The 16,855-nt window shown below is 70.7% G+C and carries 18 protein-coding genes; 14 read left to right on the top strand and 4 right to left on the bottom strand.

The window, feature by feature from the left end; all coding sequences use genetic code 11:
* Nucleotides 1-199 precede the first annotated feature (199 nt).
* The 3 genes from AB0F81_RS17045 (at nt 200) to AB0F81_RS17035 (ending at nt 2,920) form a co-directional block, all read left to right on the top strand.
* Nucleotides 200-1,273, top strand: a complete 1,074-nt coding sequence (locus AB0F81_RS17045; RefSeq protein ID WP_360197933.1) for a site-2 protease family protein — start codon at nt 200-202, stop codon at nt 1,271-1,273.
* A 46-nt stretch (nt 1,274-1,319) separates the two neighbouring features.
* Nucleotides 1,320-2,258 carry a tRNA (adenine-N1)-methyltransferase gene (locus AB0F81_RS17040; protein WP_360197834.1) on the top strand — a complete coding sequence of 313 codons (939 nt, stop codon included), beginning with the start codon at nt 1,320-1,322 and terminating at the stop codon, nt 2,256-2,258.
* Between the two features lie 71 nt (nt 2,259-2,329).
* A complete protein-coding gene (locus AB0F81_RS17035; RefSeq protein ID WP_328476791.1) occupies nt 2,330-2,920 on the top strand; it encodes a hypothetical protein in 591 nt (196 codons plus the stop codon).
* Nucleotides 2,921-2,939: 19 nt separating this feature from the next.
* Here the strand turns inward: AB0F81_RS17035 and AB0F81_RS17030 are convergent, their stop codons facing one another.
* Nucleotides 2,940-3,218, bottom strand: a complete 279-nt coding sequence (locus AB0F81_RS17030) for a ferredoxin (protein ID WP_360197831.1) — start codon at nt 3,216-3,218, stop codon at nt 2,940-2,942.
* A gap of 175 nt (nt 3,219-3,393) precedes the next feature.
* On the opposite strand from AB0F81_RS17030, the gene arc reads away from it, so the two are divergent.
* The 4 genes from arc to AB0F81_RS17010 all read left to right on the top strand — a co-directional run bounded on the left by arc (nt 3,394) and on the right by AB0F81_RS17010 (nt 8,362).
* Complete coding sequence (gene arc, locus AB0F81_RS17025; protein ID WP_360197828.1) at nt 3,394-5,175, top strand: proteasome ATPase; 1,782 nt, start codon at nt 3,394-3,396, stop codon at nt 5,173-5,175.
* Between the two features lie 58 nt (nt 5,176-5,233).
* The gene (locus tag AB0F81_RS17020; protein WP_360197825.1) at nt 5,234-6,481 is read left to right on the top strand and encodes an acyltransferase; all 1,248 of its coding nucleotides are present in this window, start codon (nt 5,234-5,236) and stop codon (nt 6,479-6,481) included.
* 47 nt (nt 6,482-6,528) lie between these two features.
* Entirely contained in the window at nt 6,529-8,046 is a 1,518-nt protein-coding gene (gene dop, locus AB0F81_RS17015) for a depupylase/deamidase Dop (protein ID WP_360197822.1), read from the top strand.
* Between the two features lie 100 nt (nt 8,047-8,146).
* Complete coding sequence (locus AB0F81_RS17010; protein ID WP_106320381.1) at nt 8,147-8,362, top strand: ubiquitin-like protein Pup; 216 nt, start codon at nt 8,147-8,149, stop codon at nt 8,360-8,362.
* 4 nt (nt 8,363-8,366) lie between these two features.
* On the opposite strand, the gene AB0F81_RS17005 is transcribed toward AB0F81_RS17010, so the two are convergent.
* On the bottom strand, nt 8,367-8,543 hold the full coding sequence (locus AB0F81_RS17005; protein ID WP_360197818.1) for a hypothetical protein: 177 nt from the start codon (nt 8,541-8,543) through the stop codon (nt 8,367-8,369).
* A 48-nt stretch (nt 8,544-8,591) separates the two neighbouring features.
* Here AB0F81_RS17005 and prcB point away from each other — a divergent pair, with 48 nt between their 5' ends.
* The 5 genes from prcB to AB0F81_RS16980 all read left to right on the top strand — a co-directional run bounded on the left by prcB (nt 8,592) and on the right by AB0F81_RS16980 (nt 12,773).
* Nucleotides 8,592-9,431, top strand: coding sequence for a proteasome subunit beta (prcB, locus tag AB0F81_RS17000; protein WP_360197815.1), 840 nt, complete (start codon nt 8,592-8,594; stop codon nt 9,429-9,431).
* Between the two features lie 38 nt (nt 9,432-9,469).
* Nucleotides 9,470-10,294, top strand: coding sequence for a proteasome subunit alpha (prcA, locus tag AB0F81_RS16995; protein ID WP_360197812.1), 825 nt, complete (start codon nt 9,470-9,472; stop codon nt 10,292-10,294).
* 207 nt (nt 10,295-10,501) lie between these two features.
* Nucleotides 10,502-11,860 carry a Pup--protein ligase gene (gene pafA, locus AB0F81_RS16990; protein WP_328476776.1) on the top strand — a complete coding sequence of 453 codons (1,359 nt, stop codon included), beginning with the start codon at nt 10,502-10,504 and terminating at the stop codon, nt 11,858-11,860.
* Nucleotides 11,861-11,932: 72 nt separating this feature from the next.
* On the top strand, nt 11,933-12,130 hold the full coding sequence (locus AB0F81_RS16985) for a hypothetical protein (protein ID WP_360197808.1): 198 nt from the start codon (nt 11,933-11,935) through the stop codon (nt 12,128-12,130).
* Between the two features lies 1 nt (nt 12,131).
* Nucleotides 12,132-12,773, top strand: a complete 642-nt coding sequence (locus AB0F81_RS16980) for an O-methyltransferase (RefSeq protein WP_360197805.1) — start codon at nt 12,132-12,134, stop codon at nt 12,771-12,773.
* Here the strand turns inward: AB0F81_RS16980 and AB0F81_RS16975 are convergent.
* Together AB0F81_RS16975 and AB0F81_RS16970 are read right to left on the bottom strand one after the other, a co-directional pair.
* Nucleotides 12,770-13,852, bottom strand: coding sequence for a DUF3866 family protein (locus AB0F81_RS16975; RefSeq protein ID WP_360197802.1), 1,083 nt, complete (start codon nt 13,850-13,852; stop codon nt 12,770-12,772). The two genes, AB0F81_RS16980 and AB0F81_RS16975, sit on opposite strands and share 4 nt — an antisense overlap.
* Nucleotides 13,853-13,861: 9 nt before the next feature.
* Nucleotides 13,862-14,806, bottom strand: a complete 945-nt coding sequence (locus AB0F81_RS16970) for a cation diffusion facilitator family transporter (protein ID WP_360197799.1) — start codon at nt 14,804-14,806, stop codon at nt 13,862-13,864.
* Nucleotides 14,807-14,867: 61 nt separating this feature from the next.
* Here AB0F81_RS16970 and AB0F81_RS16965 point away from each other — a divergent pair, with 61 nt between their 5' ends.
* Nucleotides 14,868-15,863 (top strand): WYL domain-containing protein, encoded by a 996-nt coding sequence (locus AB0F81_RS16965; RefSeq protein ID WP_360197796.1) that lies wholly within the window; start codon nt 14,868-14,870, stop codon nt 15,861-15,863.
* Nucleotides 15,860-16,846 (top strand): YafY family protein, encoded by a 987-nt coding sequence (locus AB0F81_RS16960; protein ID WP_360197793.1) that lies wholly within the window; start codon nt 15,860-15,862, stop codon nt 16,844-16,846. Before AB0F81_RS16965 ends, AB0F81_RS16960 begins: the two co-directional genes overlap by 4 nt.
* Nucleotides 16,847-16,855: the final 9 nt, after the last annotated feature.

Below are 16,855 nucleotides of genomic sequence, written 5' to 3'. Positions count from 1 at the left end.
CCGTCATGTCAGAAAGGCTAGGCCAGGGGTACGACGAAAACGCTGGGGTGGGTCCCGTGGCGCGGGTGTCCGTAGCATCAAGCCCGTGGAGGACAGCCGGGCGCCGCAGGGCGGTGCACCGCGGGACCGGGCGCCTGAGCGCGGCCGGGGGCGGCCGGTGGGGCACGTGCTGGGCATCCCGGTGTTCGCGAACGCCTCGATGCTGCTGCTCGCGGTGCTGGTCACGGTCGTCTACGGCAACTATGCCCGCACCACCCTGGGACTGGCGGGCATCTGGGCGTACCTGGTGGGTCTGGGTTTTGTGGTGTGCCTGCTGGGCTCGGTCCTGCTGCATGAGCTGGGTCACGCGCTGGTCGCCCGGCGGCACGGCATCGGCGTGCGCCGGATCACTCTGGAGCTGTTGAGCGGCTGGACCGAGATGGACCGGGACGCGCCGACGCCGCGGGTGGACGCGATGGTCTCGCTCGCCGGGCCGGTGGTGTCACTGGTGCTCGGCGGGCTGGCGATCGGGGCCGCGCTGCTGCTGCCGGAGCGCACCGTGCCGGGGCAGATCGCGTTCCAGCTGGCGGTCAGCAATGTGCTGGTGGCGGTCTTCAACGTGCTGCCGGGCCTGCCGCTGGACGGTGGCCGGGCGTTGCGCGCGGCGCTCTGGGCGGTGCTGAAGGACCGCAACCGGGCGACCGTGGTGGCCGGCTGGGCGGGCCGGGTGCTGGCCCTGCTGACCGCGGCGGTGGTGCTGTTCCTCCAACAGATCGGCCTGCTGACCGTTTTCGGTCTGGTCTTCGTGCTGCTGGTCGTGCTCACCCTGTGGCAGGGCGCCGGGCAGTCGATCCGGCTGGGCCGGATGACGCGCCGGTTCCCGCTGATCGATCTGGGCCGGCTGGCCAGGCCGGTGCTGGCCGTGCCGGCCGGCACCCCGCTGGGTGAGGCGCAGCGGCGGCGTGCCGAGGACCCGCGGCCGGACGTGGTGCTCGCCGTCACCGACTCGGCGGGTAGCCTCACCGCACTGGTCGACCCGGTCGCCGCGGAGCGGGTGCCGGTCGACCGGCGGCCCTGGGTGAGCGTGGAGAGCGTGGCCCGGTCGCGTGACGCGCTGACCACCCTGCCGCTCGGGCTGACCGGCGAGCAGGTGGTCCGGGCGTTGCAGGCCCACCCGGGTGCGCACTACCTGGTGACCGCAGGCGAGGATGTCGTGGGCGTCCTGCGGGTCGCCGACGTGGCCGCCGTGCTGGAACCGCGGCGTGCCGCGCCGGGTCCCCAGCGAGACACCTGAGAAAAGCGCGTGATGACGCCCGAGAGAGACACCTGAGAGAAGAGTAGTGACCACAACTCCAGTCCCCGCCGTCGACCAGCCCGTGCCCGCCCACCGGGGGCCGTTCCGGCCGGGCGACCGTGTCCAGCTCACCGACCCGAAAGGGCGGATGCACACGATCGTGCTGGAGCCCGGCAAGGCCTTCCACACCCACCGCGGCGCCCTGGAGCACGACGCGCTGATCGGGTTGCCGGACGGCAGCGTCATCACCGCGTCGAGCGGCACGGCGTACCTCGCTCTGCGTCCGCTGCTGGCCGACTACGTGCTGTCCATGCCGCGCGGCGCCCAGGTGATCTACCCGAAGGACGCCGCGCAGATCGTCGCCATGGGCGACGTCTTCCCGGGGGCGAAGGTCCTCGAGGCCGGCGCCGGCTCCGGCGCGCTGACCTGCTCGCTGCTGCGGGCCGTGGGGCACACCGGTGAGGTGCACAGCTACGAGCTGCGCGACGACTTCGCGGCGATCGCGCGCAAGAACGTGGAGGCCTTCTTCGGCGGCCCGCACCCGGCCTGGCACCTGCACAACGGCGACGTCGCGGGCAACGAGATCGGCGGCTTCGACCGGATCATCCTGGACATGCTGACCCCGTGGGAGGCGCTCGACATGGTCGAGCGCTCGCTCATCCCGGGCGGCGTCTTCATCGGTTACGTGGCGACCACCCCGCAGCTGTCCGAGCTGGTCGAGGCGCTGCGCGAGCGCGGCGGCTGGACCGAGCCGCGCGCCTGGGAGTCGCTGGTGCGCGACTGGCACGCCGAGGGCCTGGCGGTCCGGCCGGACCACCGGATGATCGCGCACACCGCGTTCCTGGTCTCGGCGCGCAAGCTGGCGCCGGGCGTCACCGCGCCGCCACGGCGGCGCAAGCCGAGCAAGGGCGCCGAGGCGTACGCGCTACGCAAGGCGACCCAGGCAGCGCTGGCCGCTCAGCGGGAGGACACCGCGGGGGAGTGACCGCCGCCGCTGGAGTCCGGTAGGTTCCGGGCGGAAAGGTACGGCGGGAATGGAGGGCAGGGGTGGGCGCGATGAGTTCTCCGCCGTTCGGCGGTGGCAACGAGATGCCGGCGGTCTTCCCCGACTGGTCGCCCTATCCGGACCTGGACTCGGCCGCCCGTGCCTACCTGCGGGACCCCGACGTCGCCCTGGAGGCGCTGTTCGGGGTTCTGCGCGGCGCGTCGGTGCTCTGTTTCACCCTGGAGCGGTTCGTCAACGAGGTGAACGGCGTCTGGCAGGAGGTCGTCGTCTGCGACGGCAGCCGGCTGGTGCTCTGGCACGGTGAGGACGTGGCGCCCGGCGACGGCCCGGTCGGCGCGATGACGTCCTCCTTGCGGGTGGTCCCGCTGTCCACGGTCACCGAGGTGGGCTGCCGGCGCCGGCTGACACGCACGCCGAACGGGCAGGCCCGGGTCGACAGCATCGACGTCTATCTGCTGCTCAGCTCGGTCGACGACGCGGTGCCCCCGCCGGGGGTGGGCGAGGAGGAGGGCCGGGCCCCGCTGCGCCACGACGCGCTGCGGTTCGGCAAGACCCTCGACGACGGCGGACCGGGGCAGATCGCCCGATTGGAGGAGTTCTCCCGGGTGGTCGCCTCACTCGTCGGGCGCCCCACCCTCTGACTCACTCCGGTTCACTCATTCACGCGGCGTCCGGCCCGGCGATCTCGACCTCGTCGGCGGTGCGCACCACGTGGATGCAGTCGCCCGGGCACTCCTTCGCCGAGTCGATGACCTCGAGACGGAGGTGCGCCGGCACGCTGGTCCGGACCCCCACGGCCTGGAGCAGATCGCCCGAATCGTCCTTCACGTACGCCAGGCCGTCGATGTCCAGCTCGAAGACATCCGGGGCGTACTGGGCGCAGAGGCCGTCACCGGTGCACAAGTCCTGATCGATCCAGACCTGAAGCTCTTCCGACACGTCCTACCTCCCACAACTGGTCCGCCCCGACGGTACCCGAACCGCCGATGGACCCATCGGCCGCGGGTTGATCAATCGATCAAGACTCGGTGACAGGGGTGTTGCAAGGGTCGAAAACCGCTTCGCAACAGCTAGTGTTAACCCAAGACGTTCGAGCCCCCCGGGGAGGTGGGACGTGGCACGTAGCGACGAAGCGGACTCCCGCGCCGCACGATGGGAGAAAGAGGCCAACGATCTCTCCAGCCAGGTTGCGTTCCTTCAGGAGGAACTCGCCCTGGTCAGGCGGAAGTTGACCGAAAGCCCCCGACACGTCCGGCAGCTCGAGGAACGGCTCGCGGCAACGCAGGCGCAGCTGGCCCGAGTGACCGAGAACAACGAGCGGCTCGTGGCGACCCTCAAGGAAGCCCGAGCCCAGATCGTCACTCTCAAGGAAGAGATTGACCGGCTCGCCCAGCCGCCCAGCGGCTACGGCGTTTTCCTGTCAGCACACGAGGACGGCACGGTGGACGTGTTCACCGGCGGGCGCAAGCTCCGGGTGGCGGTCTCGCCGTCGCTCGCCGTCGACGAGCTTCAGCGGGGCCAGGAGGTCCTGCTGAACGACGCGCTCAACGTGGTCGACGCGTTCGGCTTCGAGCGCACCGGTGAGGTCGTCCTGCTCAAAGAGGTCCTGGACAACCCCGCCGGCGGTCCGTCCGACCGGGCTCTGGTGGTCTCGCACGCCGACGAGGAGCGCATCGTCTTCCTCGCCGACTCCCTCGAGATCAGCAAGCTGCGGGCCGGCGACTCGCTCATGATCGAGCCCCGCTCGGCGTACGCGTACGAGCGGATCCCGAAGAGCGAGGTCGAGGAGCTCGTCCTGGAGGAGGTCCCCGACGTCGACTACGGCGACATCGGTGGCCTGCACTCGCAGATCGAGCAGATCCGCGACGCGGTGGAGCTGCCCTTCCTGCACGCCGACCTGTTCCGGGAGCACCAGCTGCGCCCGCCGAAGGGCATCCTGCTCTACGGCCCGCCCGGCTGTGGCAAGACCCTGATCGCCAAGGCGGTCGCCAACTCGCTGGCGAAGAAGATCGCCGAGCGCCGCGGCGAGGAGAAGCACACCAGCTACTTCCTCAACATCAAGGGTCCGGAGCTGCTGAACAAGTACGTGGGTGAGACCGAGCGGCACATCCGCCTGGTCTTCCAGCGGGCCCGGGAGAAGGCCGGCGAGGGCACGCCGGTCATCGTGTTCTTCGACGAGATGGACTCGATCTTCCGCACCCGTGGCTCCGGTGTCTCCAGTGACGTGGAGAACACCATCGTTCCCCAGCTCCTCAGCGAGATCGACGGCGTCGAGGGCCTGGAGAACGTGATCGTCATCGGCGCGTCGAACCGGGAAGACATGATCGACCCGGCGATCCTGCGCCCCGGCCGTCTCGACGTGAAGATCAAGATCGAGCGTCCGGACGCCGAGGCGGCGAAGGACATCTTCGCCAAGTACATCCTCTCGGACCTGCCGCTCAGCGCGGACGACCTGACCGAGCACGGTGGCAACCGGGACGCCACGGTAGCCGCGATGATCGAGGCGGTCGTGCTGCGGATGTACACGGAGACCGAGGAGAACCGCTTCCTCGAGGTCACCTACGCCAACGGTGACAAGGAAGTCCTGTACTTCAAGGACTTCAACTCCGGCGCGATGATCCAGAACATCGTGGACCGCGGCAAGAAGATGGCGATCAAGGAGTTCCTCACCTCCGGCAAGAAGGGCCTCCGGCTGCAGCACCTGCTCGACAGCTGCGTCGACGAGTTCCGGGAGAACGAGGACCTGCCGAACACCACCAACCCCGACGACTGGGCCCGCATCTCCGGCAAGAAGGGCGAGCGGATCGTCTACATCCGCACGCTCGTCTCCGGCGGCAAGGGCGCGGAGGCCGGCCGGTCCATCGAGACCGCGACCAACACCGGTCAGTACCTGTAAGAGGCGGTAGAACGGGAGCGGAGGGTTTCCCCCTCCGCTCCCGTTTCGTTGAACCCGTGTGACCGCTCCCCGCCTGGCGTGGCTCGACGCTCTCCGCGGATACGCGGCGGTCGTCGTCGCCGCCTTCCACCTCAGCCCGGTCCTGCTCGGCGCCGACCGGCACCTGCAGATCTACCGCCATTTCGACCTCGGCAAGTACGGCGTGCTGCTCTTCTTCCTGGTCAGCGGTTACGTCATCCCGATGTCGCTGGAGCGGCACGGCTCGCTGCGCCGGTTCTGGATCGGCCGGCTCCTGCGGATCTACCCCGCCTACCTGCTGACCATCGCGATCGCGTCCGGTCTCGCCGTGGCCGGGATGTATCGGCTGCCCGACCAGCTCACCAGTGAGACCGTGGCGAGCGTTCTCGGACACGCCACCATGCTGCAGGACCTGCTCGGCGTCCGCGGGGTGGTCCGGCCGTTCTGGACCCTCTCCTTCGAGATGATCTTCTATCTGGTGGTGGCCGGGCTGTTCGCCTGGCGGTGGCACCGGAGCAGCGCCTGGTGGGCGGCCGGGCTCACGCTGCTCGCGCTGGCCGGCGGCACCCGGCTCCCGGACGGCCTGCTCGGCGCCACGGCCGCGGACCGCAGGAACACCGCTGTCGCGGTCGCGGTGGTCGTGGCGGGCGCCTGTTCGGCGTACCTCTGCGGTCGCCCACGTCTCGCCCTGCCGGCCGGCGCGGCCGGTCTCGGCCTGGTCCTGCTGCCGCTGGTGAACGGGCACGCGTCGCGCTGGGTGACCAGCGCATCGTCCGCGCAGGCCGCCCTGATGCTCGCGGTGATGTTCGCCGGCACCGTCGTCTACCGGGCCCAGCACCGGCAGATCGGGCGGCGCGGCGCCGCCGCGACCCTGAGTGTGGTCTTCGCCGGGCTGGCGCTGCATCAATGGCTGAGCACCGGAACCGGGCTGCTGCGGTGGACCGTGGTCACGGCCGCGGTGGCCGCCAGCTTCGCGATCGCTTTCGCCGCGCGCCACCGTGCCGTCCCGGCCGTGCTCACCTGGCTCGGCGCGCTCAGCTACCCGCTCTACCTGCTGCACCTGCTGGTCCTCGGCCTGGTGGTGCGGCTCACCGGCGACCCGCTGCTGATCACGCTCGGCTTCACCGTCGGAACGCTTTCGGTCGCGTGGGTCACCCACCGCTGGGTGGAACTGCCCGGGCAGGCCCTCGGCCGCCGGATCGGGGAGCGCTTCCCGGTGATCGAGATCCCCACGGAAGGTGGCACGCCGCGCACAGGCAGCTTCGGAAAGCAACGTGAGAGCGTCTAGGCTCGATGCATGAGCACGCTTGGCTTCGTGGCGGACAGGGTGGTCGCATGAGCGTTCGACGGATTATGGGTACCGAGGTCGAGTACGGCATTTCGGTGCCCGGCCAGCCCGGCGCCAACCCGATGGTCACCTCCTCGCAGGTGGTCAACGCCTACGGAGCCCGCCCCGAGCTGAACCGGGGCGGGCGCGCACGCTGGGACTACGAGGAGGAGTCGCCGCTGCGCGACGCCCGCGGCTTCACCTACTCCGGCGCGGCCTACGACCCGGCGGAGGCGCTCGCCGACGAGGACCTCGGCCTGGCCAACGTGATACTGACCAACGGTGCCCGGCTCTACGTCGACCACGCCCACCCGGAGTACAGCACGCCCGAGTGCACGAACCCGCTCGACGTCGTCAAGTGGGACAAGGCCGGTGAGCGGGTGATGGCCGAGGCGTCGCGCCGGGCCGCCACCATCCCGGGCGCTCACCGCATTCAGCTCTACAAGAACAACACCGACAACAAGGGCGCGTCGTACGGGTCGCACGAGAACTACCTGATGCGCCGGCAGACCGCCTTCGCCGACATCGTCGCCCACCTCACCCCGTTCTTCGTCACCCGGCAGATCTTCTGCGGTGTCGGCCGCGTCGGCATCGGGCAGGACGGCACGGGCGCCGGCTTCCAGATCTCCTCGCGCGCCGACTTCTTCGAGGTCGAGGTCGGTCTGGAGACCACCCTCAAGCGGCCGATCATCAACACCCGTGACGAGCCGCACGCCGACGCCGACAAGTACCGGCGGCTGCACGTCATCATCGGCGACGCGAACCTCTCGGAGATCGCGTCGTACCTGAAGATGGGCACCACCGCCCTGGTGCTGAACATGATCGAGGAGAAGGTCTTCACCGGCGAGCTCGGCATCGCCGACCCGGTCTCCGAGCTCAAGGCGGTCAGCCACGACCCCACGCTCAAGCACCTGATGCGGCTGCGCGACGGCCGCCGGCTCACCGCGCTGGACCTGCAGTGGGCCTACTACGAGCGGGCCAAGCAGTTCGTCGACGAACGCTACGGCACCGACGTCGACGAGCAGACCGCCGACGTGCTGGCCCGCTGGGAGGACGCGCTCGACAAGCTCGGGCGCGACCCGATGCTCTGCTCCGACACCCTCGACTGGGTCGCCAAGCTGCGGCTGCTGGAGGGTTACCGGGAGCGGGAGAACCTCGGCTGGTCGTCGCCGAAACTCCAGCTGGTCGACCTGCAGTACTCCGATGTGCGCCCGGAGAAGGGCCTCTACCACCGCCTGGTCGCGCGCGGGTCGATGCAGACCCTGCTCGACCCCGACTCCACCGAACGCGCGATGTACGAGCCGCCGGAGGACACCCGGGCCTACTTCCGCGGCCGCTGCCTCGCCCAGTACGCGTCCGAAGTGGTCGCCGCCAGCTGGGACTCGGTCATCTTCGACGTGGGCCGCGAGTCGCTCGTGCGGGTGCCGATGATGGAACCCGAGCGCGGCACGAAGAAGCACGTGGGCGCGCTCTTCGACACCTGCGAGAGTGCGAAGGACCTGCTGGAGGTCATCACGAGCCGGTGAGAAAACAGCCGGACCGGCGGACTGTTTTGTCACAGGCGCGAGGTAGGTTTTTCCCAACCCGATGTTGCAGGACTTCGGGTGGCTGAGAAGGGGGACATCCATGGCAACCCGAGACACAGGTGGTCAGTCGCAGAGCGGCAAGGGCCGCAGCGACCAGGAGATCGAGGACGTCACCGTCGAGGCCAATCCCGAGGTCGCCGAGCGGCATGCGGAGATCACCGAGGACGTGGACGACCTGCTGGACGAGATCGACTCCGTCCTCGAGGAGAACGCCGAAGAGTTCGTGAGGGGCTATGTCCAGAAAGGCGGCCAATGAGGGCTTAGTGCCCGAATTGGTCTAATGGACGGCTGTCGATGTCGCCGGGCGTTGCCGTGCGCAGCGTCCGGTGACCGCGTCCCGGGGCCGGATCGCGCCGGTTTGTGGCGAGGGCGACCCGCAACACGTAGATGATGTTCGTCGCACCGGCCGAGTGCGGGATATTGTGCTTCAACTGCATCGGCGGCCTCCATTGCGCCGCTGCGATCACGTACCTGAAAGGAACCACGTGGCGACGGGCTTTGATCCATCCGGGCGGCTACCGGATTTCTTCACCAGCACGGGGACGTCTTCCTTCACGCAGTTCCTGAGTCAGTCGGCGCCAGAGCTGCTGCCTGGCCGGCGGCCGCTGCCCCCGGGCCTGTCCGCGGACGTCGCGCCGCACGGCACCACGATCGTCGCGATCGCGACGGCCGACGGTGTGGTGATGGCGGGTGACCGGCGCGCGACCATGGGCAACCTGATCGCCAGCCGTGACATCAAGAAGGTGCACCCCGCGGACGCGTACTCGCTGATCGGCATCGCCGGCACGGCGGGTATCGGCATCGAGCTGATCCGCCTGTTCCAGGTGGAGCTGGAGCACTACGAGAAGATCGAGGGAGCGATGCTCTCCCTCGACGGTAAGGCGAACCGCCTCGCGGCCATGGTGCGCGGCAACCTGGGCGCCGCGATGCAGGGTCTGGCGGTGGTCCCGCTCTTCGCGGGGTACGACCTGTCGCCGGCCGATCCGTCCCGGGCGGGACGGATCTTCAGCTTCGACGTGGCCGGCGGGCTCTACGAGGAGACCGGCTACGAGGCGATCGGGTCCGGTTCGCTGTTCGCCAAGGCGGCGCTGAAGAAGCGGTACCGGGCGGGCGTGAGCACCGAGGACGCGATCCGGCTGGCGGTGGAGGCGCTCTACGACGCCGCCGACGACGACACCGCGACCGGCGGGCCGGACGTGACCCGCAAGATCTACCCGGTGGTGATGACGGCGACGGCATCCGGCACCAACCGGCTGAGTGATGAAGAGATCACCACGGTGGCCGAGCAGGTCGTCCAGGGCCGCATGGAGAACCCGGGCGGTTGATCCGCACTCGCATCGCCGGAGAGAAGGAGTAGCCACCCGTGGCCATGCAGTTCTACGCATCACCCGAGCAGGTCCAGCGGGACCGCTCGGAGTACGCCCGCAAGGGCATCGCCCGCGGCCGCTCGGCCGTGGTGCTCACGTACGAGGGCGGCATCCTGCTGGTCGCCGAGAACATCACCACCCTGCGCAAGATCAGCGAGATCTACGACAAGATCGCGTTTGCCGCCGTCGGGCGGTACAACGAGTTCGAGGCGCTGCGCCGCGGTGGTGTCCGGATGGCGGACATGATCGGCCTGAGCTACGACCGGCGGGACGTGACCGCCCGGGCGCTGGCCAACACCTACACGCAGACGCTCGGTGCGATCTTCTCCGAGACGCAGAAGCCCTACGAGGTGGAGATCTGCGTCGCGCAGGTCGGCGCCTCGCCGGAGCAGGACGAGCTGTACCGGATCACCTACGACGGTTCGGTGATGGACGAGCCCGGCTTCATGGCGATGGGCGGGCAGTCCGAGGCGATCGCCAACGTGCTGCGTGAGCGGCACGACTCGGGGGCTGCCCTGGAGGTGGCCCTGGCGCTGGCTGCCGAGGCGCTGGGCAGCGTCGGCGGGGAGAACGGGCAGACCCGCACCCTGGAGGCCAAGCAGCTCGAGGTGGCGGTCCTGGACCGGCGCCGGCAGGGCCGGGCGTTCCGCCGGATCGCCGGTGCGGCGCTGCTGACCCTGCTCGGGCACGAGTCGGTGCCGGAGGCTGATCTCGGCGACGTCGACTCGGCGCCGCCGGCGCCGGCCGAGGCGAAGCCGACGGTGTCCGCGGCTTCGGCCGACACCGAGGGCCCAGAGGGCGAAGAGGGCGACAAGTCCTGAGTGACGCCGGGCGCGACCTGCGGGTCGCGCCCGGTGACCACGTGCTTAAGCCCGGCGGTCGCCGGGCGGCCTGGCGTTGTGCCTGCCTCGCGCTTGGCCACGGGGGCGTTCGGTAGCCCGTACCAAAAAATGATGCTCACCGCTGGTATCGCGGAAAGCGCGAGTTGTGACTGCCGCTGAACCGTTTCTTACGGCTAGTGTTTCGTCATGGAACGGCGAATTTTCGGCCTCGAGACCGAGTACGGAGTCACGTGCACCTATCGGGGACAGCGGCGGCTGTCGCCGGACGAGGTGGCCCGCTACCTGTTCCGCCGAGTGGTGTCGTGGGGACGCAGCAGCAACGTGTTCCTTCGTAACGGCGCCCGTCTCTACCTCGATGTCGGTTCCCACCCGGAGTACGCCACCCCTGAGTGCGATTCCGTCACCGACCTGGTCGCGCACGACCGGGCCGGCGAGCGGATCCTGGAAGGCCTGCTCGTCGACGCGGAGAAGCGTCTGCACGACGAGGGGATCGCAGGCGAGATCTACCTGTTCAAGAACAACACCGACTCCGCCGGCAACTCCTACGGCTGCCACGAGAACTACCTGGTGAGCAGGCACGGCGAGTTCGGCCGGCTCGCTGACGTGCTCATCCCGTTCCTGGTGACCCGCCAGCTGATCTGCGGCGCGGGCAAGGTGCTGCAGACGCCGCGCGGCGCGGTGTTCTGCCTGTCGCAGCGCGCCGAGCACATCTGGGAGGGCGTCTCCAGCGCGACGACCCGCTCCCGCCCGATCATCAACACCCGCGACGAGCCGCACGCCGACGCCGAGCGTTACCGGCGGCTGCACGTCATCGTCGGCGACTCGAACATGAACGAGGTGACCACGCTGCTGAAGGTCGGCAGCGCGGACATCGTGCTGCGCATGATCGAGGCCGGTGTGGTGATGCGTGACCTGACCCTGGAGAACCCGATCCGGGCGATCCGCGAGGTCAGCCACGACATCACCGGCCGCCGCAAGATCCGGCTGGCGAACAACAAGGAGGTCTCCGCGCTGGAGATCCAGCAGGAGTACCTGGCGAAGGCGACCGAGTTCGTCGAGCGCCGCGGTGGCGACCCGGTCGCCAAGCGGGTGGTCGAGCTCTGGGGCCGGGTGCTCTCCGCGATCGAGAGCGGCGACCTCGATCCGGTGTCGCGCGAGATCGACTGGGTGTCGAAGTACAAGCTGATCGAGCGTTACCAGGCCAAGCACGAGATCCCGATGTCGCATCCGCGGATCGCGCAGCTCGACCTGGCCTATCACGACGTGCGCCGCGGCCGCGGGCTCTACGCGCTGATGGAGAAGCGCAACCAGGTCGACCGGATCGCCAACGACCTGCAGATCTTCGAGGCGAAGGAGACGCCGCCGCAGACCACCCGGGCGCGGCTGCGCGGCGAGTTCATCAAGCACGCCCAGGAGAAGCGGCGCGACTTCACGGTCGACTGGGTGCATCTGAAGCTCAACGACCAGGCGCAGCGGACCGTGCTCTGCAAGGACCCGTTCCGCGCCTACGACGAGCGGGTGGAGCGGCTGATCGCCAGCATGTGATGACGAGCGGGTCACCAGGCGAGCGCCGCGGAGCGAAGCGGAGCCAATAGGTTCAGCTAGGCTGGCCGGGTTATGACATTGCCACACCCCGGCCAGCCGGAACATGACGACCCGGACCGCCGTTTCAACCGGGTCGAGCGCCGCCGCGAGCGGATCCGTAAGCAGGTGCACCAGGCACGGCACGGCCGGCACCTGGTGCCCACCTGGCTGCTGGCGACCGTGCTCGGTCTGCTGCTGGCGGGATGGGTCTACCTGCTCATAACGTCCTGACATGGACATCATCGATCCCGCGGTCAGCGACTACCTGCTCAGCCACTGCACGCCCGCCGACGAGGTGCTGCGTGACCTCGCCGAGGAGACGCACGCGAAGTTCCCGGCGGAGTCCGAGATGCAGATCTCGCACGACGAGGGTGAGCTGCTCACCATGCTGGTCCGGCTCACCGGCGTGCGGTTCGCGGTGGAGGTCGGCACCTTCACCGGTTATTCGTCGATCTGCATCGCCCGTGGCCTGCAGCCCGGCGGCCGGCTGCTGGCCTGCGACGTCTCGCCCGACTGGACCGGCATCGCCCGCGGTTACTGGGAGCGGGCCGGGCTGACCGACCGGATCGAGCTGCGGCTGGCCCCGGCGATCGAGACGCTGCGGGCGCTCGACCCGGACCCGGTGATCGACTTCGGGTTCGTGGACGCCGACAAGACCGGCTACCCGGACTACTACGACGAGCTGGTGCCGCGGCTGCGGCCCGGTGGCCTGCTTGTCTTCGACAACGTGCTGCGCGGCGGCCGCGTCCTGAACCCGGACCACGAGTCGGACCGCGTGGTGGCCGCGCTCAACGACCGGATCGTCACCGACGAGAGCGTCGACTCGGTGATGCTGCCGGTGCGCGACGGCGTGACGCTGGTCCGCAAACGCTAGTCGAGCAGCGCCGCGGCGTGCCGGCCGGCGGCCGCGGCGGCCAGGAAGTAGCCGTGGTCCTGGTCCAGCTTGCGGCCCATCGTGGAGAGCGGCACCGGGCACGCCCGCAACGCCGCGTCCAGGCCGCCGGTGGGCACGCGGACCAGGCGGTGGCGTGCGCTCAGCGGCGCGAGCGCGGCGTCGACGGCCGCGGCCAGGGCGGGCTCCAGGCCGTCCGGCACCGGCAGGTCAGCGGGCGCCAGGGCGACTTTTCCGTACGCGGTGAGGCTGTGATGTGACACGCCGCGGTGCCGCTCCCGCCCGTCACCGTCGGAGATCCGCAGCGAGCCGATCGGGCGCCCGCCCAGCACGGCGATCGCGTTGACCGCCTCGCCGAGCGCCACCCCGGAGAAGCCCCAGGTGGTGCCGGTGCCCAGGTTGCCGGGGCCCTGGGCGACGACGGCAATGTCGGCGCCGAGCACGTGCCGGGCGGCGAGCAGGCCGGTGTGCACGGTGCTCGCCTCCAGGTCACCGCCGAACGCCTGGCCGGTCGTGATCGTGCCGGCCAGGTGCTCGCGCAGGCCGTCGAGGGTGCGGGAGAACCAGGCGGGCAGCGCGCCGCCGTCGGTCATCAGGTAGGCGACCCGGGCGCCCGGGCGGTCGGCGTGCACGCCGGCCAGGATCGCCGGCAGCGCCGAGTGCAGGTCGGCGGTCACCACCGGCATGCCGTCGATCGACGTGGCCTCGGCCATCACCGTACGGTGCGGGGACGCCTCCTCGTCGACACCGAGCAGGATCGGCTGCAGCGGGGTGTAGCGGGCTTTCACCAGGTGGCCGTGGTCGCGGGTGGTGCCCTCGGCGGGCGGGTCGGCCGGCAGCCGGTCGGGCAGGGCGACCACCAGCGCGTACCCGCCGGTGCCCAGGCCCATGACCAGCGCGCCCACGTTGAGCAGCACCCGGTCGCCGGGGTCGGGCGAGCCGACCAGGCCGGGGTAGGCGAGCGCCCGCAGCGGCCCGTCGGCGGTCTCCACGTCCAGTTCGATCGCGCCGCGCCATTCCCGCCGCACCGAGAGGACCGTCCCGGCCCGCCATCGCACCATGCCGGGACCCTACAAGGGTGTTTCCGGTGCTCCCCGGGTCGGGTCGAGGAAGACGTAGCTGATGTTCGGGTACCGCTCGCGTAGTCGCCGCTCGGCCAGGTCGGAGGCCGCCTCGATCTGGGCGCCGGTGACGTCGTCGGCGAAGTCGACCTTCGCCGCGACCAGGATGTCGCCGGGGCCGACCTGCATGGTGAGCAGCGTCGGCACCGCGGTGACCACCGGGATCGCGCGCAGGTCGGCGGCGATCTGATCGCGGATGCGGGCCGGCACCGCCCGGCCGACCAGCAGCGACAGGTTGCTCCTGGCCAGGACGGCGGCGACCACCAGCAGCAGGCCGATCAGGATCGAGCCGGCGCCGTCGAAGACCACCGAGCCGGTGACCTCGGTCAGGGCGAGGCCGGCGGCGGCGATGACCAGGCCGATCAGCGCGGCCGCGTCCTCGAAGTAGACCGCCTTCACCGCGGTGTCCGGGGTGTTGCGCAGGAACCGGCTCCGGGTGACCTGCCACCGGCGCGACTCGGCGCTGACCTGGCGGCGCGCCTTGCGGAACGAGACGCTCTCGGCCACGAAGGCGACGGCCAGCACGATGTACGACACCAGGTACTCGCCGGCCTCCTCGCCCTCGACGATGGTCTGGACCCCGTGGTAGATCGAGAATCCGGCGCCGCCGACGAAGGTGAACAGCGCCGCGATGAACGCCCAGATCCAGCTCTCCTTGCCGTACCCGAAAGGGTGTTCTTCGTCGGCCGGCCGGGTGCCGCGCCGCAGCGCCACGAAGAGGAAGACCTCGGTCACCGTGTCGGCGAACGAGTGGGCCGCCTCGGAGAGCATCGCGGCGGAACCGGAGACCAGCCCGGCGACCAGTTTGGCGCCGGCGATCACCAGGTTGGCGACGCCGGCCACGACGACGGTGCCGAGGCTCTCGGACTCTGCGGGCGCTGTCACGGCTGCCATCTTCCCCGCCGGTGTGCACGGATAACCGTGTCGAACGTGTGAGCTGCTAGCGTTGCCTCTCGTGTCGCGCACTCGTACCGAGCGCCTGGTCAATCTGGTGATCTGCCTCCTGTCCACGCGCCGGTTCCTCACCGCCGCCCAGATCGCCGCGACCGTGCCCGGTTACGAGCACGACGCCACCGATCCCCGGGATCATGAGGCGTTCCAGCGCAAGTTCGAGCGGGACAAGGCCGAGCTGCGCGAGCTCGGCGTGCCCCTGGAGACCGGCACCGACAGCATCTTCGACTCCGAGCCCGGCTACCGGATCGCCGCCCGGGAGTACGCGCTGCCCGACATCCACCTGGCGCCGGACGAGGCCGCCGCGGTGGGCATCGCGGCCCGCCTCTGGCAGCACGCCGGGCTGGCCGCCGCCGCCTCGTCCGGGCTGGCCAAGCTGCGTGCCGCCGGGCTGGAGGTGGACCCGCAGGCCACCCTCGGCGTGGAGCCGGTGGTGACCGTCGACCCGGCGTTCGGCCCGCTCACCGCGGCGGCCCGGCAGCGCCGCGCGGTGACCTTCAAGTACCGGGTGCCGGAGGGCGACGAGGCCAACACCCGCCGGCTGGAGCCGTGGGGCGTGGTCTGCTGGCGCGGCCGGTGGTATGTGGTGGGCCACGACCGCGACCGCGGCGCCACCCGCTGCTTCCGGCTCTCCCGCATCGTCGGTGACGTGCGCGCGACCGGTCGGCAGGACGCCTTCACCCCGCCCGGGGACGCCGACCTGATCAGCCACGTGGCCCGCTCGTCCGGGCCGATCGCGCGCACCGGGCGGGCCATCGTGACGGTCCGGCCCGGCCGTGCCGCCGGGCTGCGGCGGATGGCGATCGAAACGGTTCCGGGCGCGGAGGGGGACCGGCTCACCATCGCGTACGGGGACGTGGAGTGGCTGGCGTCCCGGATCGCGGCGTACGGGCCGGACGTGCGCGCGGACGGCCCACCGGAGCTGCGCGAGGCGGTGATCCAGCACCTCAAGGAGCTGGTGTCCCGGCACGAGCGGGTGCACCCGGCGGTGGCGCCGTGACGCCCCAGCCGCGCGGCGGCGGCCCGCGTGCCTCGGCCGACCGGCTGGGCCGGCTGCTCAACCTGGTGCCGTACCTGCTGGCCCGGCCCGGGATCCTGATCGACGAGGCGGCCGCCGACCTGGGCGTCACCGGCAAGCAGCTGCGCGAGGACCTGGAGCTGCTCTGGGTGTGCGGGCTGCCCGGGTACGGCCCGGGCGACCTGATCGACATGGCGTTCGACGGCGACCGGGTGACGATCAGCCACGACGCCGGCATCGACAAGCCGCTGCGTCTGAACCCGGACGAGGCGCTGGCCCTGGTGGTGGCGCTGCGGATGCTCGCCGAGACGCCCGGCATCGGCACCCGCGACGCGATCGAGCGGGCCCTCGCCAAGATCGAGAGCGCGGCCGGGGATCTGGCCGACGCCCCGGTGGCCGTGCGGCTCCCGGCCAACCAGGAGAAACTCGCCGCCGTGCGGGCGGCGGTCGACTCCGGGCACGCGCTGCGGCTGACCTACTACACGGCGGCCCGCGACGAGACGACCGAGCGGGTCGTCGACCCGATGCGGATGCTGATGGTCGGCGGGATGGCGTACCTGGAGGCCTGGTGCCGCCGGGCCGAGGGCACCCGGATGTTCCGGGTGGACCGCATCGACGCCTTCACCGAGCTGCCCGAGCCGTCCGCCCCGCCGGTCGGCGCGGTGCCGCACGACGTCAGCGAGGGCGTCTTCCGGCCCGGGCCGGAGCTGCCGCTGGTCACCCTGCGGGTGGGCCGGGGCGGCCGGTGGATCACCGAGTACTACCCGGTCGAGGAGGTCCGGCGGGAGGCCGCCGAGTGGCTGGTCACGCTGCGGGTCACCGACCTGGGCTGGGCCCAGCGGTTCCTGGCCGGGCTGGGCCGCGACGTCACCGTGATCGGCCCGCCGGAGCTGGTCGAGCGGATCCGGGCACAGGCGACCAACGCGCTGGACCAGTACGCCGCGCCGCCCGCCCCCAGCCAGTAAGGTGGCCGG

Origin of the sequence: Actinoplanes sp. NPDC024001 (assembly GCF_040638955.1) — a bacterium.
Taxonomy (GTDB): domain Bacteria; phylum Actinomycetota; class Actinomycetes; order Mycobacteriales; family Micromonosporaceae; genus Actinoplanes.
The sequence above is the reverse complement of the archived record's forward strand: the minus strand, read 5'-3'. Positions and strand labels throughout refer to the sequence as shown.

Excerpts from the sequence above, each read along its gene's own strand:
- AB0F81_RS17045 (WP_360197933.1), top strand. The coding sequence starts at position 200 with ATGCTGCTGCTCGCGGTGCTGGTCACGGTCGTCTACGGCAACTATGCC.
- AB0F81_RS17035 (WP_328476791.1), top strand. The coding sequence starts at position 2,330 with ATGAGTTCTCCGCCGTTCGGCGGTGGCAACGAGATGCCGGCGGTCTTC.
- dop (WP_360197822.1), top strand. The coding sequence starts at position 6,529 with ATGAGCGTTCGACGGATTATGGGTACCGAGGTCGAGTACGGCATTTCG.
- AB0F81_RS17010 (WP_106320381.1), top strand. The coding sequence starts at position 8,147 with ATGGCAACCCGAGACACAGGTGGTCAGTCGCAGAGCGGCAAGGGCCGC.
- AB0F81_RS17005 (WP_360197818.1), bottom strand. The coding sequence starts at position 8,543 with ATGCAGTTGAAGCACAATATCCCGCACTCGGCCGGTGCGACGAACATC.
- pafA (WP_328476776.1), top strand. The coding sequence starts at position 10,502 with ATGGAACGGCGAATTTTCGGCCTCGAGACCGAGTACGGAGTCACGTGC.
- AB0F81_RS16985 (WP_360197808.1), top strand. The coding sequence starts at position 11,933 with ATGACATTGCCACACCCCGGCCAGCCGGAACATGACGACCCGGACCGC.
- AB0F81_RS16980 (WP_360197805.1), top strand. The coding sequence starts at position 12,132 with ATGGACATCATCGATCCCGCGGTCAGCGACTACCTGCTCAGCCACTGC.
- AB0F81_RS16975 (WP_360197802.1), bottom strand. The coding sequence starts at position 13,852 with ATGGTGCGATGGCGGGCCGGGACGGTCCTCTCGGTGCGGCGGGAATGG.
- AB0F81_RS16970 (WP_360197799.1), bottom strand. The coding sequence starts at position 14,806 with ATGGCAGCCGTGACAGCGCCCGCAGAGTCCGAGAGCCTCGGCACCGTC.